Source organism: Faecalibacterium longum, from assembly GCF_040094125.1.
Taxonomy (GTDB): domain Bacteria; phylum Bacillota; class Clostridia; order Oscillospirales; family Ruminococcaceae; genus Faecalibacterium; species Faecalibacterium longum.
Window position 1 is genome coordinate 190976 of the sequence record NZ_JBBNIH010000170.1, and the last position, 24437, is coordinate 215412.

The 24437-nt window shown below is 58.0% G+C and carries 14 protein-coding genes; 6 read left to right on the forward strand and 8 right to left on the reverse strand.

Going from position 1 to position 24437, the window contains the following annotated elements:
- Positions 1-37 precede the first annotated feature (37 nt).
- Positions 38-865, forward strand: coding sequence for a substrate-binding periplasmic protein (locus AAAU26_RS13265; protein ID WP_227618404.1), 828 nt, complete (start codon positions 38-40; stop codon positions 863-865).
- A complete protein-coding gene (locus AAAU26_RS13270; RefSeq protein WP_227618405.1) occupies positions 855-3434 on the forward strand; it encodes a response regulator in 2580 nt (859 codons plus the stop codon). The genes AAAU26_RS13265 and AAAU26_RS13270 overlap by 11 nt, the downstream gene beginning before the upstream one ends.
- A 115-nt stretch (positions 3435-3549) precedes the next feature.
- Here the strand turns inward: AAAU26_RS13270 and AAAU26_RS13275 are convergent, their stop codons facing one another.
- The 4 genes from AAAU26_RS13275 to AAAU26_RS13290 all read right to left on the reverse strand — a co-directional run bounded on the left by AAAU26_RS13275 (position 3550) and on the right by AAAU26_RS13290 (position 11446).
- Positions 3550-6486, reverse strand: a complete 2937-nt coding sequence (locus AAAU26_RS13275; RefSeq protein ID WP_227618406.1) for a PAS domain-containing hybrid sensor histidine kinase/response regulator — start codon at positions 6484-6486, stop codon at positions 3550-3552.
- 5 nt (positions 6487-6491) lie between these two features.
- On the reverse strand, positions 6492-7889 hold the full coding sequence (locus AAAU26_RS13280; RefSeq protein WP_227618407.1) for a carbohydrate ABC transporter substrate-binding protein: 1398 nt from the start codon (positions 7887-7889) through the stop codon (positions 6492-6494).
- Complete coding sequence (locus AAAU26_RS13285) at positions 7822-8358, reverse strand: hypothetical protein (protein WP_227618408.1); 537 nt, start codon at positions 8356-8358, stop codon at positions 7822-7824. The genes AAAU26_RS13280 and AAAU26_RS13285 overlap by 68 nt, the downstream gene beginning before the upstream one ends.
- 256 nt (positions 8359-8614) lie before the next feature.
- Positions 8615-11446, reverse strand: a complete 2832-nt coding sequence (locus AAAU26_RS13290; protein WP_227618409.1) for a hybrid sensor histidine kinase/response regulator — start codon at positions 11444-11446, stop codon at positions 8615-8617.
- Positions 11447-11702: 256 nt separating this feature from the next.
- On the opposite strand from AAAU26_RS13290, the gene AAAU26_RS13295 reads away from it, so the two are divergent.
- Complete coding sequence (locus AAAU26_RS13295) at positions 11703-13856, forward strand: peptidoglycan-binding domain-containing protein (RefSeq protein ID WP_227618410.1); 2154 nt, start codon at positions 11703-11705, stop codon at positions 13854-13856.
- Positions 13857-13859: 3 nt separating this feature from the next.
- Positions 13860-14552: a peptidoglycan-binding domain-containing protein gene (locus AAAU26_RS13300; protein ID WP_227618411.1), complete on the forward strand. Its 693-nt coding sequence runs from the start codon at positions 13860-13862 to the stop codon at positions 14550-14552.
- 113 nt (positions 14553-14665) lie between these two features.
- On the opposite strand, the gene AAAU26_RS13305 is transcribed toward AAAU26_RS13300, so the two are convergent.
- The 4 genes from AAAU26_RS13305 to AAAU26_RS13320 form a co-directional block, all read right to left on the reverse strand.
- Positions 14666-15391 carry an NAD-dependent protein deacylase gene (locus AAAU26_RS13305; RefSeq protein WP_227618412.1) on the reverse strand — a complete coding sequence of 242 codons (726 nt, stop codon included), beginning with the start codon at positions 15389-15391 and terminating at the stop codon, positions 14666-14668.
- 76 nt (positions 15392-15467) lie between these two features.
- The gene (locus AAAU26_RS13310) at positions 15468-16367 is read right to left on the reverse strand and encodes an NAD(P)H-hydrate dehydratase (RefSeq protein ID WP_227618413.1); all 900 of its coding nucleotides are present in this window, start codon (positions 16365-16367) and stop codon (positions 15468-15470) included.
- 2 nt (positions 16368-16369) lie between these two features.
- Positions 16370-18988, reverse strand: a complete 2619-nt coding sequence (locus tag AAAU26_RS13315) for a translation factor GTPase family protein (protein WP_227618414.1) — start codon at positions 18986-18988, stop codon at positions 16370-16372.
- Between the two features lie 11 nt (positions 18989-18999).
- The gene (locus tag AAAU26_RS13320; RefSeq protein WP_158388715.1) at positions 19000-19419 is read right to left on the reverse strand and encodes a hypothetical protein; all 420 of its coding nucleotides are present in this window, start codon (positions 19417-19419) and stop codon (positions 19000-19002) included.
- Between the two features lie 353 nt (positions 19420-19772).
- Here AAAU26_RS13320 and AAAU26_RS13325 point away from each other — a divergent pair, with 353 nt between their 5' ends.
- Positions 19773-21800: a peptide ABC transporter substrate-binding protein gene (locus AAAU26_RS13325; protein ID WP_227618415.1), complete on the forward strand. Its 2028-nt coding sequence runs from the start codon at positions 19773-19775 to the stop codon at positions 21798-21800.
- A 461-nt stretch (positions 21801-22261) separates the two neighbouring features.
- Entirely contained in the window at positions 22262-24286 is a 2025-nt protein-coding gene (locus AAAU26_RS13330) for a peptide ABC transporter substrate-binding protein (RefSeq protein WP_227618416.1), read from the forward strand.
- Positions 24287-24437: the final 151 nt, after the last annotated feature.

A 24437-nucleotide genomic window follows, 5' to 3' on the forward strand; every position in this document is an offset into this window, starting at 1 on the left:
CAATGGATGCAATAAAACAGGAGAACAAAACGCCCAAATGAAACACAGAATCTCACGCCGTGCATTTCTGCGCGGCTGCACGCTGCTGGCGGCATCTGCTGCCGTCGGCAGTCTGACTTCCTGCGGCGGAACGAACGCGAAGGACAGCGGTCTTCCGCAGATCATTGTGGGAAGCGATACCTATCCACCCTATATTTATCTGAACAATGACGGCGTTCCCGCCGGGATCGACGTGGAGATCGCCACCGAAGCGTTCCGCCGCATGGGGTATGCTGCCCGGTTTGAAACGATCGACTGGGAGCAGAAAACAAATCTTGTGGAAAGCGGCGCCATCGACTGCATCTGGGGCTGCTTTTCCATGCAGGGACGCGAAGAAATGTACCGCTGGGCGGGGCCTTACATGGTGAGCCGTCAGGTGGCTGCGGTGGATGCCGACAGCAGCATCCGATCCCTCAGCGACCTTGCCGACAAGACCGTCGCCGTGCAGAGCACCGGCAAGCCGGAGGAAATCTTTCTCAGCGGCTCCGACCCGCGCATCCCGCAGACGGTGGAGGTGCTCAGCATCGAAAACCGCAGCGTGCAGTACGCGCTGCTGTCCTGCGGCTATGTGGATGCCATCGCCGCCCACGAGACAGGCATTCTGCAATACATGAAGGACAATTCCGTGGAGTTCCGCATTTTGGAGGAACCGCTGCTGGTCACCGGGCTGGGCGCCGCCTTTGCCAAGAACGACACCCGCGGTCTGGACAGCCAGTTGACCGACACCCTTGCGCAGATGCGCACAGACGGCACACTGGAGCAGATCCTTGGCAAGTATCTTGAACATGCTTCGCAGTATCTGGAGGTGGACACCATTGGCACGTAAAAACAGAACCACCCCGGATACATGGAGATGGGGGATCTATCTGGTCATCGGCGTGCTTTTTATGGCCGTCGTCGTTTTTTTCTCAGGTTGGCGGGCGCTGCGCACAACGGAGGCTCGTTTCTGTCAGATTCTTGATTTTGTCAAATCGCAGTCCACCAGCTTTGAAAAGTACAACGATACGGTTGTGGCCAAAACGCTCCGCCGCACGGCGGTATCGGTGCATCAGCTGGCACAGGACCCTGCGCTCGACCTTTCCGACCCGCAGTGCCTGAACAGGCAGGCAGAGCTGCTCTGGCTCACAGGTATTTCAGTTCTGTCTCCGGACGGTACGCTCCTGTGCGAATCCACAACGAACGGCATCGGCTATGCCCGGTTTGGAGAGCAGATCAAGAATGATACGGTTCTGGACGTTTTCTCTTACCCGCAAAAGACCTACCTGAAGCGTGTCCTGCTGGAGGATGGGTCTGCCGTGGATGTTGCGGCACACCGGGCAGAAAGCAAAGAGGCTATCCTGCTTGCCTACCGCTATACCCCGGCAGAATTTATAGAGGGAACGGCCTTGTCCATCCAGAGCGTACTGGACGGCTACTCGGTTGAGACCAGCGGCACATTGTTCATCGTGCAGAACAATCAGGTCATCGCCTCTAACCGCCCGGAGCTCATCGGGCAGGATGCTGCGGACAGTCCGCTGGTGCGGGAGATCCGCAAAGCCGGGGCTGCCAAAACGCTGACCCATACCCACGATTGGAACGGCTCCGGCTGCTATTTTGGAATGTACTGCCACGGAAGGTCTTTCGATCTCTACGCGTATACGGATGAAAAATCCGTCTTCCGTGAATCGTTTCCGCTGATTTTGATGGCGCTGGCCGGTTACATCCTGCTTGTAATGGTCCTTTGGGTGCTGCGCAGACGCTCCGTGCAGGAGATGGAGCAGCAGAAGAAAGAGCAGGAGAAGAAGTATCAGGCTCAGCTGGAGGAACAGAACCGCAAACTGGAGATCGCACTCCAGCACGAGGGTGCGGCAAACCGTGCCAAGCGGGAGTTCCTGTTCAATATGAGCCACGATATTCGCACCCCCATGAACGCCATCATCGGCTTCACCTCGCTGGCTGCGACCCATATTGATAATAAGGAACAGGTGCTGGACTACCTGAAAAAGATCTCTACCTCCAGCCAGCATCTGCTTTCCCTCATCAATGATGTGCTGGATATGAGCCGCATCGAGAGCGGAAAAGTAAAAATTGAAGAAAAAGCGGTGCATCTGCCGGACCTCGTCCACGATGTGCGCTCCATCATCCAACCCGATGTTTCGGCAAAGCGGCTGTCGCTTTTCATCGATACCATGGACGTGGAGAACGAGGACATCATCACCGACCCGATGCGGCTGAACCAGATCTTGCTGAACATTTTGTCCAACGCCATCAAGTTCACTCCCACAGGCGGTACGATCAGCATCCGCATTGCCCAGAAGAACGGTGCGCCCAAGGGCCGTGGCTGCTATGAGTTCCGCATCAAGGACAATGGCATTGGTATGAGCGAAGAGTTCCAGAAGCACATCTTTGAGGCGTTCAGCCGGGAGGAAAGCTCCACCGTCAGCGGCATTCAGGGTACCGGCCTGGGCATGTCCATCACCAAGAACATTGTGGATATGATGGGCGGCACCATTGCGATTGAAAGTGAACCGGGCAAGGGCAGCGAATTCATCGTAGATCTCTGCTTCGCACTCAGCGGACAAAGGGTGGAGCCCAAGCAGCTCCCGCAGTTGGAAGGGCTGCGCGCATTGGTAGCAGACGACGATACCGACACCTGCCTGAGCGTCAGCACCATGCTGTCCAAGATCGGGATGCGGCCGGAGTGGACGATCTCCGGCCGGGAAGCGGTGATCCGCACCCGATACGCCATGGAGCAGGGCGACGAATTCAGCGTCTACATCATCGACTGGCTCATCCCCGATATGAACGGCATCGAGGTCGTGCGGCAGATCCGCAAGGTGATCGGGAAAAGCTGCCCTATCATCATTCTGACGGCCTACGATTGGACGGATATTGAAGAGGAAGCCCGCGCTGCCGGAGTGACCGCCTTCTGCGAAAAGCCGCTGTTCCTTTCCGAACTGCGCAGAGTGCTGGCGGAACCGTACGGTGCAGAGCCTGCCTGTAAGCCAGCGCAGCCAGCTGCCGCCGAGCTCAGGGGAAAGAATCTTTTGCTGGTGGAGGACAATGCCTTGAACCGCGAGCTCGCACTGGAGATCCTGAAGGAAGCGGGCTTTGCGGTAGACACTGCTGAGGATGGCGAGATCGCTGTCCAGAAGATGAAGCAGGCGGCCCCCGGGCAGTACGATTTGATCTTAATGGACATCCAGATGCCCAAGATGGACGGTTACGAGGCAACGCGGCAGATCCGTGCCCTGCCGGATGCTGCAAAGGCAGACATTCCCATCTTTGCAATGACGGCAAATGCCTTTGAAGAAGACCGTCAGAATGCATTGAAGGCCGGTATGGACGGCCACATTGCAAAGCCGCTGGATATTCCGCATCTGCTGCAGGTCCTCGCAGATGTACTGAAATCATAACGGCTGCCAGCCGACAAAAGCAAAAGCACCCGCAGCAGGCTTCGCAGAGGCTCTTGACCTCTGGAAGCGAATGCTGCGGGTGCTTTATTTATTTTTTGTCTGACAGGCGTTTGGCTTACAGGATCTTGCGCAGCTCCTGCACAAGGTCACCGATCACGATGGGCTTGGACAAAAAGCCGTTCATGCCGCTTTCCAATGCGTTGCGGCGATCCTCGTCGAAGGCGTTGGCGGTCATGGCAAGGATTGGGAGCTTTGCCCGGGCAGGGTCATCCAGTGCGCGGATCTTCCGGGTGGCGGTGTAGCCATCCATCACCGGCATCTGCACATCCATCAGCACCAGATCATAGCTGCCCGGCGCTGCGGTGCTCACCTTTTCCACCGCCACTTCACCGTTTTCCGCTGTATCGACCTGGAAGCCGTACTCGCGCAGGATCTCCTGCGCGATCTCGCGGTTCAGCTCGTTGTCCTCTACCAGCAGGATGTGTCTGTCCTTAAAGTCGGCGTTCTTTTCCGGCAAAAGCTCCTGCGACGCATCTGTCAGTTTCTGGCCGAGGGCGCTCATCAGAGTCTCGCGCAGGTCAGACAAGAACATGGGCTTGGAGCAGAAGGCGGTCACACCGGCGGCCTTTGCCTCTACCTCAATGTCAGACCAGTCATAGGCCGTCAGGATGATGATGGGGGTATCGTCGTTCAGGCTGCGTATCTGGCGGGTGACCTCGATGCCGTTCATATCCGGCAGCCGCCAGTCGATGATATAGGCGTGGTAGACATCGCTCATCTCGATGGACTGCCGCGCGCGCAGCACCGCTTCCTTGCCGGAAAGGGTCCACTCCGCGCGCATTCCCACCTTGACCAGCATCTTTGTCACGCTGTCGCAGGTGTTGAAATCGTCGTCCACCACCAGAGCCTTCAGGCCTTCCAGCTCGGTGATCTTTTCCACCGGGCGGTGCTCTGTCTGCACCCGCAGCGGCACACGAATGATAAACTCGCTGCCTTTGCCCTGCGCTGTCTGCACCTCGATGCTGCCGCCCATCATATCCACGATGTTTTTGGTAATAGCCATGCCAAGGCCGGTGCCTTGGATACGGCTGACCGTGGAGGTGCGCTCCCGCTCAAACGGCTCAAAGATTTTTTTGGCAAATTCCGGGCTCATGCCGATGCCGTTGTCCTTGATGCGGAACTCGTACTGCCCGCAGCCGCGCACCTGCCCGGCAAGCTGGCGCACCCGCACCGAGACCGTGCCGCCCGCCGGGGTAAACTTGATGGCGTTGGACAGCAGGTTCAGCAGGATCTGGTTCAGCCGGGTCTTATCGCAGTAGACATCCTCGTCGGTCACATCCATCGCGTCCATATAAAGCTCCAGCTGTTTTGCGTAAATCTGCCCACTGACAATGGTTTTCAAATCGTGCAGCACATCCGAAAGGTTGACTTCCACCTCTTCCAGATGGATCTTTCCACTTTCGATGCGGCTCATATCCAGCACATCGTTGATGAGCGAGAGCAGATGGTTGCTGGAAGCAAGGGTCTTGGCCAGATAATCCTTCACCCGCTCCTTGTCGTCGATATTGCTGATCGCCAGTGTGGTAAAGCCGATGATGGCGTTCATGGGGGTGCGGATGTCGTGGGACATATTGGAAAGGAAAGTGCTCTTGGCGCGGTTGGCAGTCTCGGCGGCGGCAACGGCATCCGAAAGCGCCTGATTTACCTGTTTGTCGGCGGTGCGGTCGGACATGACAAGGATGTATTTGGTCCTGCCCTCCACCTCGCTGCCTATGGCGATGTTATGGAACCAGCGGCGCTCTTTGGTTTCCAGATGCTCAAACTCGAAATCCCATTCCCGCTGCTGTCCGCTGAGAAGCCCATCCAGAAAGTTTTTGCCCTGCTCCGGGGCGCCCAGCTTGTCCAGAGCAAAGGCATTTTGCCGGACTTCTTTCCACGGGATGCCCAGCAGACGCTCAATGTTCGGGCTGACATAATCCACCTTGGAGGTCTCTGCGTCCAACATCAGGAAAACGTCGTCCACGTTCAGCGAGAGCTTCTGGAACAATTCATCCCGGTACAGGAGCTTGGTGTTCTTCTGGCGCAGTGCAGTATGGCCTCTGCGCACAACGAGCAGAATGGCCAGCGCGGCAAAGCCAAGGACAATGCCCGCCACGATCTGCACCGTATGGAACCACAGCTTATCCAGATTGGCATTGACGATGCTGACCGGGACAAGTCCCAGCATCGTCCAGCTCTGGACCGCCGTGCCCTCGTAGACCAGATAATAACTGGTATCGCCCAGCTTTAACTTCATGTTTCCGCTGTCGCCCTGTGCAAAGGCATTGGACAGATCAAGGATCTGCGCCTCGGAAAGGTCGGAATGGTCGCGCAGCATCGCAACGAAGTTGTAGATCGTTTCCGTGCGGTTTACGGAATTGTCGATGACCACCCGCCCATCCGGGTAGATGACATAGTTGCTGGCATTGCCCTGAAAGGCAGAGTTGTCCAGTAATCTCAGCACCTCATCATTGTAATAGGTGATGGCAACGGCATCGTAGGCAAAGCCCCGGTAGCTGCCCTGCGTTTCGGGACAGATGAACGCCAGCATCTGGGGCTTGCCGGGCAGAGCCGTATTCATCACAATATCGTTACCGTCGGCAAGCTCTTCGTCCAGATTTGTCTGCAGGCCAAGGTAGCCCGTTTTCCCGGTCACGGTCATGTAGTTGCCGTCATAGGTAAGAAAGTAGAATTCGGCAAACCCAGCCTCCTGCTGTGCCGCCCTGATATACGCCTGTATTTCGGCCTCATCCGAGGTACTTTCCAGAAAGCCGTTGTACAGATGCAGATAGGTCAGGTTCTTGCGTACCATCTCTTTCAGCATATTATTGGATTTATGCAGCACCTCTTCCAGATGCGAGGTGCTTTCCTGATAGATGGTCTGGGACACAAACGAGATGTACTGGACACTGAAACCGACTGCCAGAAAGATCAGAAGAAGGATGGCAGCAACAGGGAGCCATTTTTGCCGGGGATGGCAGTTTCGTTTGGATTCGTGCTTTTCGTCTACCATCCCGCTCACCTCAACGTAATGTAGTTTTCAGGCTCTGCAAGCGCTGCGCCGCCGCCGGAGACATAATCGCGCCATCTGTTTTTTACCCATGTATCTCCGTCCAAAGACGTGCCGCTCTCGCTCGCAAGCAGCGCTTCCATCTGTTTTTCCGCTGCCAGACAGGTCACGGTAACGGTGTCGTCGTCCTTCAGCGGCTGTCCATTCCGGGTGATGCCGGTCAGGGTATAGCTGCCGCTTGCCTCTTTGACCTCCACGGCAATGCCGCTGACCACCGGCAGAGAGCCGCGGTTGAAGGGTACAAACCCACCCTTGCAGCCCTCCACAAAGGCGCGGACGGTCTCCTTCAGCTCTGCGCCGGTCATGGTGCGCTGGCGGGACATCAGACCGTTGGGCATGATCATGGAAGCGGCCATTTTCTTGTTATAATCTGCCTGCAGCACACTGCCGGTAAAGCTGTTTGCGGTGGCAAGCAGCACATCGGTGCCATAAACGCCCCGCAGCGTGTTCGCCATAACGGAGAAGGAGGCGCTGCCGCCGTTTGCGTGGAAGACATTGGAATAGCTCTTCCCGGAGGTCAGCACGATCTCGTCATCGTCAGGCGTTTCTTCGGCAAGAAGCCTGGCATTGAACGCACGATAAGCCTGCCGTGCCGTGTACTCGCCCGCGATCATTTTGGAGACAACGTCCTTGGAGACGGCAAAGAAATCGTTGGAGGCGATGCGGATATACATGTGGTTTTCTTCCACCACATCGCGCACGTCCTTCATGTACTCGGTCAGGCGCAGAGGGACATTCTGGCTGTAGCTCAGCACATCCTGCCCGTCGGCAACGATGCGGCTCTGCGCCTCCTCGGAGAGCATGACGTTCAGCACCTTTATGGCTTTTTCGCGGCGCGCGGTGTCCTGCTCGAGGTCACGGTTCAGAGCGATCTGGAAATACGGGGTGGTCATGATCCACTTTTCGCCGTTCTGGCTGAAGAAGGGCAGGAAGATCGTGTCGATGCCCTCATCCTGAAACATCTTGACACCGGCAGAGCTGCCAAAGTACATGGCAACTTCTCCGTTCCGGAACATCCCGGTCACATCGTCGTAATTCAACGCAAGATCGTCTGCCGTGAGGTGGGTATCCTGAATGAACTGCGCCATCCGCTCAAACGCCCCCGGCCACACGGTGTCGTCCAGACCCACCCGTGCGGTGCTGGCAGGGTCGCTGTAAGCAGTGCGCCACTTGCGCCCATCAGTCGTGGTAAGCTCGGCAGCGGAAAGCCCCTGCAGCGTTTCCATGCAGGTATAGTCGTAGGTATAATCGGCGGTAAAGCCGCGGATGCCCACTTTTTCAAACGCCTGACAGGCCGAAACGAAGCTCTCGTAATCGGGTGGGCAGAGGAATATCGTACTGCTCAAAAAGGCTGCGGTTGACCACAAAGCCGTGGGCATCGGCGCAGACCGGCAGCCAGTTCACGCTGCCGTCCTCGTTTTTGAAGCTGTTGAGGTAGGTGTTGTACACAGCGCCCGCCTCGTTGGTCAAGGCAAGGTTCATCAGGCTGTCCTTCAAGGGGGCCGCATCGTGCAGCGAGAAGCGGCAGCTGGTGATGATATCCGGCAGACCGCCGTTCTCCTGCAAAAACTTGTAAAAATCCAAATCGTTGTTGCCCACGATGAATTCAATATTTACATCCGGCAGCTGGGACTGGATATAGGGCGCATAGGTTTCGTACAGGCTGGTACTCCACAGATACACCTGAATGGTCTGGGCATCCTCCTGCTTTTCCACATTTTCGGCGGTTTTTGTTCCGCAGCCGGTCAGCAGGGAGACCGCCATCACCAGTGCCACAAGCACGGAAAACAGGCGGTGCAATGTTCTTTTGTTCATTAAATTGTTCTCCTCACAACTCTTGGGCAGCTGCCGTTCTGCACTCCCGAATACCACAAAAGGGCATCGATACAGCATGACAGAACTATAGGATTATTTTACCACCGCCATGATGGATTTTCAATAAAATTTCATATATTGATTCATAAAAGCAGCGCGTCCGATTTCTTTGCGCCAGTCGATGCAGCTTTTTGTATCAACGCACAGGGTGAGGCGGTCTGCCAGTATTCTTATGTGCTGCAGCCTTCTGTCCGCATCAGAGATATTTCTGGATGGTCGGCACAAGGACATTCATATTGATCGGTTTTGCAACATGGTCGTTCATCCCGGCATCCAATGCCGCCTGCTTATCTTCGGAGAAGGCATTTGCAGTCATAGCGATGATGGGGATGCCTGCCTTTTGGGGGTCATCCATCCTCCGTATCTTTTTTGCCGCATCGTAGCCGTTCATCACCGGCATCTGGATGTCCATAAGGATCAGCCGGTACGTTCCGTTCGCAGCTTTTTCCAGCATATCCACACATTCCACGCCGTCTTTCGCGCGGTCTACCGTGCAGCCCTCTTCCTGCAACAGCTCGGTGGCGATCTCCGCATTCAGGTCGTTGTCCTCGGCCAGCAGGATCTTTATACCGCACAAGCTCTTTTGGTCCGAAGGGCCAGTCTCCCGTTTCGCCTGTGTCTCCTCCTCCGATGCAATGCGGCAGGGAATGGTGACAGTAAACGTGGAGCCAACACCGATCCTGCTCTCCACTTCCACGGTGCCGCCCATCAGCCCGACCAGCTTTTTCACGATGCCCATTCCGATGCCGCTGCCCTCCACCTTGCTGACGGTGGAAGTGCGTTCCCGCTCAAAGGGTTCAAAAATGTGCTTCTGGAACTCCTGCGACATCCCGATGCCGTTATCGTCAACCGTGATCACCGTATCGCACCAGCCCTCTTTTTTGCCGGGCTTCTGCGTGACATCGCAGTGGATCATGCCGCAGGCACCGGTGTATTTGACCGCATTGCTGACGAGGTTCGTGCAGACCTCGGTCAGGTGCGGAATATCCGCATAGACATACGGATACAGCAGATGTGTTGTCACCGTAAGCGTCTGTCCCTTACTGTCTGCCTGATTCTGGAACATCGCAATGCAGTTACGGAAATCTTTTTCGACATCCGAAACAGAATATTCGATCTCCGTCCTGTCGTTCTCAATTCGGGCAAGGTTCAGCACATTGCTCAGCAGCACCAGCAGGTTCTGTCCGCATATCTGAATGTTCTCCATGTATTTTTCCAGCTTTTCAGGGGCGTCCAGATGCCGGGAGGCAAGGTCTGCGTAACCGATAATGGCGTTCATGGGAGTGCGAATATCATGGGACATATTGAACAGGAAGGTGGACTTGGCGCGGTTCGCACTCTCTGCTTTTTCCACGGCGACCTGCAATTTTGCATTCAATTCCTGCGTATCGTCTGCGGCTTTCCTTGCAGCAGCTTCGGCTTTACGCGCCTTCTGGAGCAGTATCAAAATCGTGAGCAGAACAACTGCAACAGCAATGCTGCTGATCAACAGAACCTTAAAGAAGTTATCCTTTATAAAATCGCTCAGGGTAACCTTCCGCGCGGAGCTCTTATACATCGCAAGCGCGCCGGCAAGCATATTAACAGGCATTGCCTTGATCGTTTTGTTCAGGATGGACAACAGGCTGCGGTTTCCGCTATTGACCGCAAAGCAGGATCTTACAGGGTTTACCAGCGGAACGCTGTAAAACCCGTATTTCTTGCTGTAATTTTTCTCACTGCTGATCCAGGTAACAAAGCAATCCGCCTGTCCGTCTTTGACCAGCTTTGCGGCATCCTCCTGTGTATCGCAGTCCACGATCTCCCACTGCGGATAATAAAACGCAAGGTACTTTTTCAGGGAGAGTTTGTTTTGGGGAACGGCAATGCGGTTTACATTGTTTTCGTTAAAGTGCTGTTTGTTCGTGACCGCCATCAGGTTGGAGGTCCACGTTGTGTTGGTACAGGCAAAGTGATACTCTTCCGCCAGATTGGGGCTCTGGTCGAAATGGAAGATCATGTCGATCTCGCCCGATTTCAGCGCATCCAGTTCTGCTTCCTTGCTGTCATAGCCGACCAGCTGGAATTCCAGTTCCTGATTGCCCAGACAATCTGCTGCAAACTGAATATAGTCCGTGATTACCCCGGTAAACTCCCCGGTGGCAGGGTCAAAGGTGCTGACGCCGCTGTCACTCGTCAGAAAGCCCATCTTGATGGCGCCGTGCTCTTTGAGCCACGCCTTTTCCTCCCCTGTAAGGATGGGCGTATAATCCATTGAGAAATACCGTTTATACAGATCCGCCGTATAAAAAGGCGCAGCTTCGTCCAATGCGCGCATTGCATCGTCAAGTTCTTCCTTGATATCAGGCCGGTCTTTGTTGATCGCATAGTAGATGCCGGATTCTCCCACACGGGCTATGGTCGAGATGCCACGCTCTGCCCAGAAGGATTCTTCCAGCGAAACAAAGCAGTCGATCTCGTGGTTTGCCAGCTTTTGCTTCACATCCTCGTTGTTGGAGATGTTGACGTGTTCCGTTTCCAGGCCGTATTTTTCTTCCCACTCGGTCAGCATCACTTCCGGCTCCGTTCCCATCAGGACACCGATCTTTTTGCCGTTCAGCGTCTTGAAGTCGGAGGCGGAGATGTCTGCGCGCGAGAGATCGGCGCAGAGGTAATATTTTTCCACTCCCATCGGCTCGTCTGAAAACAGCATCTCCTCGGTGCGGTCCTCCGTATAGGAAATACCGCCCATAATGTCGATCTCGCCGTTTTTGAGTTTTTCGAAGCAGTTTGACCAGTCGCAGGTCACATACTCGAACTGCCAGCCTGTGTAGCCGGACAAGGTCTCCAGCAATTCGTAGCCGTAGCCCTTTCTTGCACCCTTCTCGTTGACATAGTTGAAGGTGTCCTCAAACGAGCCGACACGAACAACCTTTGCAGGGGCGGTCTCTGCGGCAGCTTTTACAGGGAGCATGGCTGACAGCAGCAGCAACAGGCTCAGCATCACACAGGCGCTTTTCCGCGTCAAGGTCTGCATGGTTTCGCTCATTCCAGAGTTTTTCATTTTATCCAATCTTTCTCCGCCCCAGACGGTCTCATTCCGGTTTTATTTCCACTGCGCAGGTTTCAAGAAGTTCATTGCAGCATCGATCTCGTCATGTTGTCAGCAGCTTTTTTTGAACAGTATATATATACCAATGCATACAGTACGTAGTGTAACATTATAACAGAGGCATTTCAAGAGTTTATGCTTGTGAATACTGCTTATGTTCTATTATTATCACTTGACAAAAAGGCCGTCGAGGATGCCGCCCGGACCAGTTCCTGCATCTCGCTCCGCACCTTGCGGCAGTCCGGGCAGGCGACTTTGGCCAGTTGGGTTATTTTGTTCCCCGTGGCCCGAGCAGGCCCTGCGGGCCAACATCCACTGCCAGATCTCGCTGGCTCTCAACCGTATCTACACCGAGTGGTACCCCAGCAAGGGCTACAGTTTCAACATCACCAACTCCACCAGCTACGACCAATACTACGTCCATGGCCGGACGGTGTTCGACGTCATGGTGCGGCTGACGGACGACATCTTCAACACCTATATCCGCAAGACCGGCACCGTGAACCCCTACTATGCCGAGTACTGCGACGGAAAATCCGTCACCTGCCCCGGCCTCAAGCAGTGGGGGACCGTCACGCTGGCCAATCAGGGCCGCAGCGCACTGAGCATCCTCAAATACTACTACGGCAGCAACATCGAGATCATCCGCACCAACAACATCCAGTCCATCCCCCAGAGCTACCCCGGAAGCCCTCTGCGGCAGGGCAGCACCGGAGCGGCGGTGTTCACCCTGCAGCGGCAGCTCAACCGCATCACCAAAGACTATCCCTTCCTCGGCCTGCTGACGGTGGACGGCATCTTCGGCCGCAAGATGACCGAGACGGTCAAAAAGTTCCAGAAGCAGTTCAACCTCACCGCCGACGGCGTGGTGGGCCGCAGCACCTGGTATAAGATCAGCTATATCTACGTCTCGGTGAAGGACCTCGCCGAGCTGACCAGTGAAGGCGAGACATTCAGCGGCACCCTCCCGGACAGCTCATGGAACTTCGGCAGCAGCGTCCTCAAACAGGGTTCCACCGGCAGCGAGGTAGAGCAGGTGCAGTTCTGGCTGAGTACGCTGGCTCAGTATGAGAGCAGCATCCCCTCTGTCACGGTGGACGGCGTCTACGGCAGCGGCACAGCGGCGGCTGTCCGGGCGTTCCAGCGGCTCTACGGCCTGACGGTGGACGGCATCGTAGGCCTCACCACATGGACCGAGCTGTACGACCAGTTCCGCAGCATCCAGTCCGACAACGGCACCCCCAACGCCTACCCCGGCACCGCCCTGCGCCAGGGCAGCAGCGGCCAGAACGTCCGGCTGGTACAGTTCTGGCTGAAGATCGCACGAACGGTCTATTCCAGTCTCAACAATGTCACCGTGGACGGCATCTTCGGCTCGTCTACCGCAGCGGCCGTGCGGCGGTTCCAGACCTACTTCGGCCTCACCAGCGACGGCGTCGTGGGCCGGACGACATGGAACAAGCTCTACGAAGTCTACAACGACATCGCCAACCGCCTGCTTTCGCCCAGCCTGCGGCCCGGCGAGTACCCGGGCGTGCTGCGCAATGGCTCCACCGGCACCGCCGTCCGAGAGCTGCAATTCTACCTCTACCTCATGAGCGCCTACCAGAGCAGCATCCCCTCTGTCTCCATTGATGGCCGTTTCGGCGCGGCCACCGAGGCCGCCGTGCGGGCCTATCAGCGGTTCGCCGGGCTGACGGTGGACGGGATCGTGGGCCGGAAGACATGGGATTCGCTCTACGGCAAAGCGTCGGCCCTCCGCTCGTCCGGGCCGGTGGTCACCCTCAAGCGTCTCCCCTACCCCGGCACACCGCTCACCGTCGGCACCGACAGCAGCGCCGTGCTCTACTACACCCTGCTTTTGCAGCGCATCGCCTACTACTACGACAGTGTAGCGTCCCCCGCGCTTTCCAGCCAGTACACGCAGGAGACCGCGGACGCCACCGCCAGCGCGCAGGAGCTTCTGGGCCTGCCCGCCACCGGCGTGGCAGACGCCGAAACGTGGACATCAGTGGAAGCCCTGAGCTTACAGCTGGCGGCCTTCACCCCCAACCCCGACCGGCATCCCGAGCAGGGGTCGGACTATCCGGACCGGGCCATGAAGGAGGGCAGCGCAGGGCCTGACGTCAGCCTCATCGAGGGTTGGCTCAATGACCGCTCCCAGCTCTACTGCGAGGAGGACTACGTCGCCGACAACGCTGTCTTCGGCCCGGAGGACACCGCCGCTGTGAAGGAGACGCAGCAGCGGGCGGGCCTTGAGCCAAGCGGCGTCGTGGACCGGCCCACCTGGGCCGCACTCCGCGCCCAGAGCCATACTGCCTGCGACAACTGCACCGAGGAGGGATGAGAGATGGCACGCTTACTGGTCTATGACGCCTACGAGAACAAAGTCTACACCTATTCGAACCTGCGCGAGAACGACCCCATGCCCTACAGCACCGGCAGGACTCTGACCGTGCGGGAGTTCCGGGGCAAATCGAACAGCCCGGTGCTCTGGACGACCATCGCGGCAATGGAAGCGTGGAACCTCACCCGCCGCAAATACGGCAGGGGCATCCCGGTGGGATACGCCTTCCGCCGCATCTGGGAGGGAGGCCACGGCACCCGCAGCCAGCACTATGCCGGCGTGGCCTTCGACGTGGGGCAGAGCCTCAGCCAGACCCAGCGCACCGCCATCTACAACGCTGCCCGCTCCACCGGGGCGTGGGGCTATGTCGAACCACTAAGCCAGACCCCCACATGGGTCCACTTCGACCGGCGCTACGGCACGCCTGCCTGCAGAGGCACCACGGCAGGCTACCCCACCCTCCGCCGGGGCAGCCGGGGCTGCTACGTCATGATCCTCCAAGACGCCCTCTCGACGCTGGGCTACCAGACCGGGAACCGCATCGACGGCATCTTCGGCAGCCGGACGGAAGAAGCCCTCAAGGGCTACCAGCGGCGCACCAGTCTGCGCGCCGACGGCGTCTGCGGCTGCAACAGCTGGAAGAAGATCTCCACCGCCGTGCTGGGTGTTGGACGGACGAAGACGACGATCGATTGATTTTATATATAATAGTAGTGTAAAATAAAAAGGCTGCTGCAAAGTACGACCTCTCCGGCACAGCAAAGCCGTGACGGAGAGGTCGCTTGCAGCGGCCTCTTATTTTTTATAATTCAGTCGTCCAGCACAACATCCTCGCTGAGCACCTGTCCGATGGGCTTTGCAATGCACAGATCGGCCTCGGCGTCCGCATTCGTAGGCTGCATATTGATGACCACGAGGTGGTCGCCCCGGAAGTAACGGATGAGTCCCGCCGCCGGGTAGACCACAAGGCTGGTACCGCCGATGATGAGGGTATCAGCACGGCGGATAGCCGAGACTGCGCCAGACAATACCTGCTCATCCAGCCCCTCTTCGTAGAGGACGACGTCCGGCTTGATGATACCGCCGCATTTGGGGCAGCGCGGCACACCGGTGCTGTTGGCGATAAAGTCCACATCGTAGAACGCGCCGCACTTGACGCAGTAGTTGCGCAGGGTGCTGCCGTGGAGCTCGTACACCGTCTTGGAGCCTGCCGCCTGATGAAGGCCGTCGATGTTCTGGGTGATGACGGCTTTCAGCTTGCCCTCCCGCTCGAGCTTCGCCAGACGCAGATGCGCCGCGTTGGGCTTTGCTCCCTTGACGATGAGCTTATCGCGGTAGAAGCGGTAGAACTCCTCGGGGCGCTCTTCCCAGAAGGTGTGGCTCAAGATCGTCTCGGGCGGGTAATCGTATTTCTGATGGTAGAGGCCGTCCACACTGCGGAAGTCCGGGATGCCGCTCTCGGTGGACACGCCTGCACCGCCGAAAAAGACGATGTTCTGGCTCTGCGAAATGATTTTTTCCAACTTTTCAACCATATTCAACACCTCTTTTGTGTCTATCGACGGAAATCAGTGCAAAATTTTATGTATTCTGCATTTTGTTTTTCACATTTCAACGGTCATTTTCCGCAAATATCTTTCCCATATGTACGAAAATATCCTGCGGGAGCATCCCGTACTCGCCTTTTTGGCGGGCGGCACGGTCAGCGGCGGCACCGTGGAGCCAGACCGCACAGGCGGCGGCTTCGCAGGCGGACAGACCGCAGGCCAGCAGGGCCGACATCATACCGGCCAGCACATCGCCGCTCCCACCCCTGGCAAGACCGGGATTGCCGGTAGGGTTGACGCAGACGCGGCCATCCGGGGCGGCGACCACGGTCCGCGCCCCTTTCAGCACCACCACCGCATTCCACTGAGTGGCATACCGCCGGGCGACACCCTCCCGGTCAGCCTGAACGGCCTCCACCGAAAGCCCCGTCAGCCGGGACATCTCCCCCGGGTGGGGCGTCAAAATCAGCTCTTTGGCCGGGCGCGGCAGTTCCTCACCCGCGTTCATGAGGCTGGCGGCGGCGTTGAGGCCATCGGCATCCAGCACCGCACTGCCCGAAAAGCCGGTGAGCAGCTTCTTCACCAGCGCCCGCGTCTCGGCGGCGCGGGCCGTGCTCTGGGCAAGATAGCCCAATCCCGGCCCGATGAGCAGGACGGTCGCCTTCTGCCGGAGGATGCGGGGGATGCTCTGGGGGGAGATGCCCCCTTCTGCCCCCGGCTCACAGGGGCAGAGACAGCATTCCGGCAGGCGTGCCGACACCGCCGCCAACACCGGCTCGACGCTTGCCAGCGTGACGATGCCTGCGCCAGTGCGCAGAGCGCCCTCGACGGTCAGCGACGCCGCACCGCGGTAGCAGGCGCTTCCCGCCACAGCCAGCACCGCGCCGAAACTGCCCTTGTTGCTCTCCCTCGGGCGTTTTGGAATATGTGACCAGACAAATTCAGCCGTAATTTCGGGTGCCATGCTCACGCCTCCCCCTGAATGCAGCGCCTTATCTCTTTTTCCACGTCCTGCACCTCTTCGTGGAACATCCGGGCCGAGACGCGGAGGGCGCCGTGGCCCAGAATGATGACCTGCTCCATGCCGTCGGAGGTCGCCACCCGGACCCGGCGGTTTTTGCCGATCTCGTGGGTGACGCGCTCGATGAACATATCCGCCGTCTCGGCCTCTTTGGTGTAGACGACGTGGATGTTGTGGTACTGCTCGATGCTGCCGGGACTGCCCGGCACACGGTAGGCATCGAACACGAGGATGAGGACGCACTTTTTGAAGCCCTGATAGTTGCAGAGAATGTCCATCAGCCGGTGGCGGGCGGCGTCGAGGCTCTCCTTGGAGAGGGCGTTCAGCTCGTCCCACGCAAAGATGATGTTGTAGCCGTCCACCAGCAGGTATTCGGGGGCGATCTCCCACTGCTCGGCGGCGAAATCGGGCCGTTCCCGCTTCTGCACTGGGCGGAACGCCGCCAGCGGGTCGCGTTTGATGGGGCCGTAGGTGCGCTCAAAAATTTTCAGCAGTTCGGCGTCCTCTTCCAGCGTAGCGCGGTAAGCCGCCATCCGGCGGGGACGGGCCGCGGTCTCTTCTGATGCCGGGGCGGTGTGGCCCCAGCCGCTGTCCACGTGCATATGGCTGCGCACCTGCTCCCACGGCACCACAAAGCCCGCGCCATGGGAGCAGAACACCGAGTCAGCGGGGTTGTCCAGGTCGTGTTCCGGCTCATAGTCCACTGCCTCGATGACCTCTGCTGCGTTGTGGCAGGGGCGGTATCCGTCCAGCGTCAGGTTCAGGTGTCCCCTGCCCCGGGTGTAGCTGACCACCTCCATGGGGTAGCTGCGCATGGTGGCCACCGGTGCAAAACCGGTGAGGGTGGCCGTCTGGCCGTCCGGTGCCGTCTCGGGCGGGTCAAAGCTGCCCTCCATCCGCTGGACGTCGCTCATGGCGCGGCCAATGTTCTCCGCAGGCACTTCCAGCCGGAAGGAATACCACGGCTCGAGGAGCTGGGTCTTTTTGATTTGGTTTGCCATCATGAGGCCCTGCCGCACGGCGCGGTAGGTGGCCTGCCGGAAGTCGCCGCCCTCGGTATGCTTGAGATGGGCGCGGCCCGCGATGAGGGTGATCTTCATATCCGTCAGAGGCGCGCCGATGAGGACGCCGAGGTGCTGCTTTTCTTCCAGATGGGTCAGCACGAGGCGCTGCCAGTTTTTGTCCAGCTCTTCCTCCCGGCAGTCGGCGGCAAACTGCATCCCGCTGCCCCGGGGCAGCGGCTCGAGCTTCAGATGCACCTCGGCATAGTGGCGCAGAGGCTCATAATGGCCCACACCCTCGATGGCCTCGGTGATGGTTTCCTTATATAATATGCCGCCGGAGTCAAACTCCACGTCCAGCCCGTACCGCTCGGCCAGCAGGCTTTTGAGCACCTCGAGCTGAATCTCGCCCATAAGCTGGACGTGTATCTCTCCCAGCGTCTCGTTCCAGACGACATGGAGCTGAGGTTCTTCCTCTTCCAGACGGTGGAGCTTGCCCAATGCGGCATGAACATCCGCGCCCTCGGGCAGACACACCCGGTAACTCAGGACAGGTTCCAGCACCGGGAGGTCACTGTCCCGCTCGGCCCCGAGGCCGGTGCCGGGCTTCGCCTTTGTCAGTCCGGTGACGGCGCAGACCTGCCCCGGGCCGATGGCCTCTGCCAGCGTATATTTTGCGCCGGAGTAAAGCCGCAGCTGGTTGGCCTTTTCGGCCCATGGCTCGCCGTCCGCTTCGCCAGTGAGCTGGGCTTTGACTTTCAGCTCACCGCCGGTGACGCGCAGCCAGGTCAGCCGCTCGCCCCGCTCATCCTGCGAGACTTTGAACACCCGCGCACCGAAAGCTTCCAGCGCCGGGGCGGCGCGGGTGTATTCGTCGAGGCCGGCCAGCAGCTCGTCCACACCCTGCAGTCCGCCGGCATTCTCCCTCTGCAGGGCCACGCCAAACCAGCAGGGAAAGACGTGCCGCCGGGCGATGGCCGGGATGATGTCCTCCGCCGTCAGGCTGCCCGCGTCCAGCATCTTTTCCATCAGGCGCTCGTCGCAGAGGGCCAGTGCCTCGTCCCGTTCGGCCTGCTCTGCGCCGAAATCCACGAATCCGTCGCCCAGACGGTGGGAAAGCTGGCTCAGCAGCGCCTCTTTGCCCGGGCCGGGCAGGTCCATTTTATTGATGAACACGAAGGTCGGGATATGATACCGCCGCAGCAGACGCCAGAGCGTCTCGGTATGGCTCTGGACGCCGTCGGTGCCGCTGATGACCAGCACTGCGTAGTCGAGCACCTGCAAAGTGCGCTCCGTCTCGGTGGAAAAGTCCACATGGCCGGGGGTGTCCAGCAGGGTGATACTCGTACTTCCCGTTTTCAGCAGGGCCTGCTTGGAAAAGATGGTGATCCCACGCGCCTTTTCCAGCGTGTCGGTGTCGAGGAAGGCATCTTTGTTATCCACCCGGCCCAGCTTGCGGATGCTGCCCGCGCGGTAGAGCATCGCCTCGGAGAGGGTGGTCTTGCCGGAGTCCACATGGGCAAGGATGCCCACCACCAGCTGTTTTTCGCTTTTTTCTGCCATGTCCGCTGCCCTCACACTGCGCCTGCGATGAGGCCGATGATGAGCAGCGCCCCGCCCAGGATGAGATTCGAGAGCATGCTGCAATAGGTGCGCTCTTCCGGTTCCAGCTCCTCGAAGGAGACGATGCGCTCATCGGCAAAGTCCACGATGGACTTGGTGGAGTGGAACTTCTTCTTTTTGCCCATATCCTTAAACTCTTCGCCCAGATGATGGATGGTCACACCGTCCAGACGGAGGTAGTTCACCCACGCCCACGCCAGCAGCACAACACCCAGCAGCAGGGCCGGGGCCTGCCACATCGTGAAGGTGCCGTCGCTGACGTAGCGGTCCCACAGCAGCATCAGCACAGCCACCACCGACACCCGGGTGACAGATTTATACAGAATGGGGCGGAACATATATTTTTGATACATCGAAACCAGCTTTTTCATCCAAGGACGCTCCTTTTATAGAAGTAACATTCTTTTTTATTGTAGCATGATTTTGTGAAAAAAGATAGCCGCTTTGCGTTTTCCAACTTTCGTTGTATCCATTCGTCATCTCGTAAAAGTGCGACTTCTTTCCATTCTTTACCGTTTTTTTGCCGTCATTTTTCAGAGAAAAGCATCCGTTACTATTTTGTTTCTATTTCAGCGCTGTATTTCATTGACTTCTTTTGCCCACAATGTTAGAATACGAAAGGTGCGGCCCCGGGCGCTTTGTGCGTTTTGGCACCCGGAGCGTACCGTTTTTTGCATTTAGGATAGGAAAAAAGGAAAACAATATCTCGGAGGATCGTATCTCAATGAACATCGATTTTGAGTCCCGCAACATCACCCGCCGCAGCTTCCTGAAGGGCGCCGGCGTCGTGGGTGCCGCCGGCCTGCTGTCCGCCTGCGGCGGCAGCAAGTCCAACAACTCCGGCAGCACGGCTGCTTCCGGCGCACAGGCCCCCAACTCCACCGGTGCCACCCCCCTCAAGGAGTACATCTCCTGGGAGTCTGCCAACCGTGAGATCGAGAGCTGGAACATGCTGTACAGCCAGACCCTCACCGACGCCAACGTCGTCACCAACCTGTGGGACGGCCTGATGAGCTTCGACTGCTACGGCAAGCTGGTGCCCGCCATCGCCACCAGCTGGGAGGCCAACGAGGACTCCACCGTCTGGACCTTCCACCTGCGCGACGATGTGGACTGGGTGGACTGCAACGGCGAGGTGAAGGAGCACATCACCGCCACCGATTTTCTGGTCGGTCTGGAGTGGGTGCTGAACGCCTCCAAGAACGAGGCCAACAACACCTCCATGCCCACCCTGTACATCGTGGGCGCTGAGGAGTACTACGAGAAGACCAAGGATATGGGCGCGGCCGCTGCCGACCTGCGCTATCAGGATATGCTGGACGCAGGCGTGGGCATCGAGGCTCCCGACGACTACACTCTGGTATTCACCTGCAAGCACTCCTGCCCCTACTTTGATACCGTAGCCTCCTACACCAGCTTCTACCCCGCCTCTCAGGTGCTGATCGACGAGCTGGGCATCGAGACCTTCCGTGGCTGCGACAACACCAACATGTGGTACTGCGGCCCCTACCTCGTCGAGGAGTATATCCAGGGCAACACCAAGAGCTATATCCCCAACCCCCACTACTACAATGCTGCCAACGTCAGCCGCTTCGAGCGTCTGACCGTGACCATGATCTCCGATCAGGCCATCGCATTCCAGCTCTACCAGAACCGCGAGCTGGACGAGATGGACCTGAACGAGAGCACCATCACCACCATCACCTCCGACCCCAACAACGAGTACAACAGCCAGCTCTGTGAGAAGCGCGCCCGCCCCACTGCCTACGCCATGCACTTCAACTACCAGAAGAACAACGCCGACGGCACCCCCGATGTGAACTGGAACAAGGCCATCGCCAACACCGCTTTCCGTCAGTGCTTCTACCGCGGCCTGAACCTGAAGGCATGGTTCTCCCGCTACAACAAGATCAACCCCCTGAAGTGCGAGAACGACTACTACACCATGAAGGGCCTGTGCTACAACACGCAGGGCGTTGAGTACACCGCTCTGGTGGCCAAGGAGATGGGCTTCGACTCCGAGAAGTACGACGGCGAGACCATGATCCGCCTGCGTGCCAACGGCGGCGACATCTCCGCCCTGAAGAAGCAGGCCATGGAGGAGCTGAGCGCCATCGGCGTCACCTTCCCCGTCAAGGCCACCTACTTCATCATCGCCAGCAGCACCTCCGCACTGGACAACGCCACCATCCTCAAGCAGTGCTTCTCCGACAGCTTCGGCGATGACTTCATCAAGCTGGACGTCCAGACCTACGTTTCCAGCCTGACCCAGGAGGTCCGCACTCCTCAGCTCCAGAGCTTTGTCATCAACGGCTGGAGCGCCGACTTCGGCGACCCCGTCAACTTCCTGGGTCAGGAGACCCTCCACGACGACAATGCTTTCTACTCACACTACTACTCCAACATCGCCCGGGTGGCTGAGGCTCCTGCCGACTACCAGAAGGACCTGATGGATGCTTTCGAGCAGTACACCGATCTGGTCAATGCCGCCAGCGCCATCGTCAACGACACCGACGCCCGCTACGAGGCCTTCGCCAAGGCTGAGGCCTATATGCTGGAGAATGTGCTGGTCAGCCCCACCTACTACGACATCCCATGGTCCCTGACCCACGCCAACGAGTACAGCAAGATCAACGCCATGTACGGCAGCTGCAACTACAAGGCCGTCAACTGGGAGACCAGCGAAGAGGCCTACACCACCGTCCAGTACGAGCAGTTTGCCAAGGCATTCGAGCAGGCTTCTCAGGGCTGATCCGGCGCGAACAGCCATTCCATTTCAGTCGGCACATGAAATATTTTCATTTTTATGTGTTTGCTGAATCAATAAGATTCAATCCATACCAGAGTGGTTTTTCTTGACTTCCCGCCTGTGGGATGATAGAATATCTGCAATCGATACGGGTTCTGCAATGGCGCAGAAACAGATCAATAAAATCTGTCTCTGCGCCCTTTTTGTACCCTTTTGAAGCCGGGTTCATGGCCAGAGTGCGCCGGATAGGCGAGGATTTTTGCCCACAGACAAGGCGATTTTCCGCAGCAATCCTAACGGATTGCAAGGGAGAGCAACGCAGTATGTGAGCAAAAAGACCGTTCAGACGGCGTACAATGGTTATGAAGACGGCTTCCAGACCTTGTGGGAAGGTAAAGCAGTATGGACAGGGTAGGGATTTGGGAAACGCAGAGCCGTACCAATCATTACAGGAGGGAAAGAATATGTACCACGATTTTGAGTCTCACACCATCACCCGCCGCAGCTTCCTTAAGGGTGCCGGCGCTGTTGGCGCAGCCGGTCTGCTGGCTGCCTGCGGCGGCTCTTCTTCCAGCACCGCAGCCAGTGCTTCGTCGGCTTCTTCCGGTGCAGCTGCTTCCAGCAAGGGCCTGAGCGAGCTGTTTACTTACGAGACTTCCGGCCGCGAGATCGAGAGCTGGAATATGCTCTACAGCCAGCAGGCCATCGACTTCAACGTATCGACCAACATCATCGACGGTCTTATCAGCTTCGACAACTACGGCAAGCCTGTGCCGGCTCTGGCTAAGAGCTGGGAGCACAACGAGGACTCCACCGTCTGGACTTTCCACCTCCGTGACGACGTGGACTGGGTGGACATGAACGGCGAGGTGCAGGACCACCTGACCAGCAAAGACTTCCTCGTGGGCTTCGAGTGGGTGCTGAACGCAAAGAAGAATCAGGCCGCCAACACCTCCATGCCCTCCACCACCGTCGTGGGCGCAGCCGATTACTACGACAAGACTTACGGAATGGATGACGCCGCAGGCGAAGCCCTTACTTACGAAGATATGCTGGCCGCAGGCGTCGGCATTGACGCACCGGATGATTACACCATCGTCTACACCTGTATAAATCCCTGCCCCTACTTCGACACCGTGGCTTCCTACGTCTGCTGCTATCCGGCACCCCCGGCTCTGGTGGAAAAGCTGGGCGTCGAGGGCTTCCGCGGCGTGGACTACACCCAGCAGTGGTGCTGCGGCCCCTACCTCATCGAGGAATTTGTGGCCGACAACTCCAAGCGCTTCATCCCGAACCCCCATTATTATGCAGCTGACGAGTGCAGCCGCTTCGAGCGCGTGTCCCTGAGCATGATCACCGACCTGACCGTGGGCTACCAGCTGTATCAGAACCGTGAGCTGGACGAGCTGGAGCTGAGCGAGAGCACCCTGACCACCATCACCTCCGACACTTCCAACGCCTACAACGACCAGCTCTGCGAGAAGCGCCCCACCAAGTATGCCTACGACTTCCACTTCAACTTCTACTGCCTCAACTCCGACGGCACCCCCAACGAGAACTGGAACAAGGCCGTGGCCAACCGGGCATTCCGCCGCTGCTTCCAGGAGGGCCTGAACCTCATTCCCTACTACGCACGCTTCAACAAGATCAACCCCCTCAAGTGTGAGAACAACTACTACACCATGAAGGGCGTCTGCTACAACTCCAAAGGCACCGATTATGTTGACCTTGTGGCCAAGGAGCTGGGCATCGACGGCGAGAAGTATGACGGCGAGACCATGGTCCATCTGCGCAAGTCCACCGCCGACTCCATCGCCGCCCTCAAGAAGCAGGCCATGGATGAGCTGACTGCCATCGGCGTCACCTTCCCGGTCAAGGCGCCCTTCTTCTTCGTGGCCGGCAACACCGTTGCTCAGGACAACGCCACCGTTCTGAAGCAGTGCTTCACCGACAGCTTCGGCGACGACTTCATCCAGTTGGACCTCGGCACCTATGTTTCCAGCCTTGCAAAGGAAGTCCGCATCCCCAAGCTCCACGGCTTCGTCATCAACGGCTGGGGCGCAGACTTCGGCGACCCCGTCAACTTTGTGGGTCAGGAGATCCTGCACGACTCCAACGCCTACTACGCCGTCAACTACTCCAACATCCAGCTGGTGGCGGAGGATCCCGCCGATTACCAGAAGGAGCTGGTAGACGAGTTTGAACAGTTCACCGACCTGGTCAACGCAGCCAACGCCATCGTGGACGACACCGACGCCCGCTATGAGGCTTTCGCAAAGGCCGAGGCCTACATGATCAACAACTCGCTGTCCGTCCCCTGCTACTACGATGTCCGCTGGTGCCTGACCCACGTCAACGAGTACACCAAGATCAACGCCATGTTCGGCCCCTGCAACTTCAAGTACGTCAACTGGGAGACCAGCGAGGACGCCTACACCACCGCTCAGTACGAGGAATTTGCCAAGGCTTTCGACGCCGCAAAATCTTAACTTTTTCTTAAATCTTTTCCGCCGGGAGTTCCTGCTTCCGGCCCGTGATCCACACACGGGAGCTGTTCTTAGCCCAAGAACAGCTCCCGTTGTTTTGTTTTTGGGCCTGTTTATCTTATTTTCGTCACTCTTCACCACAGTAAAGTAAATT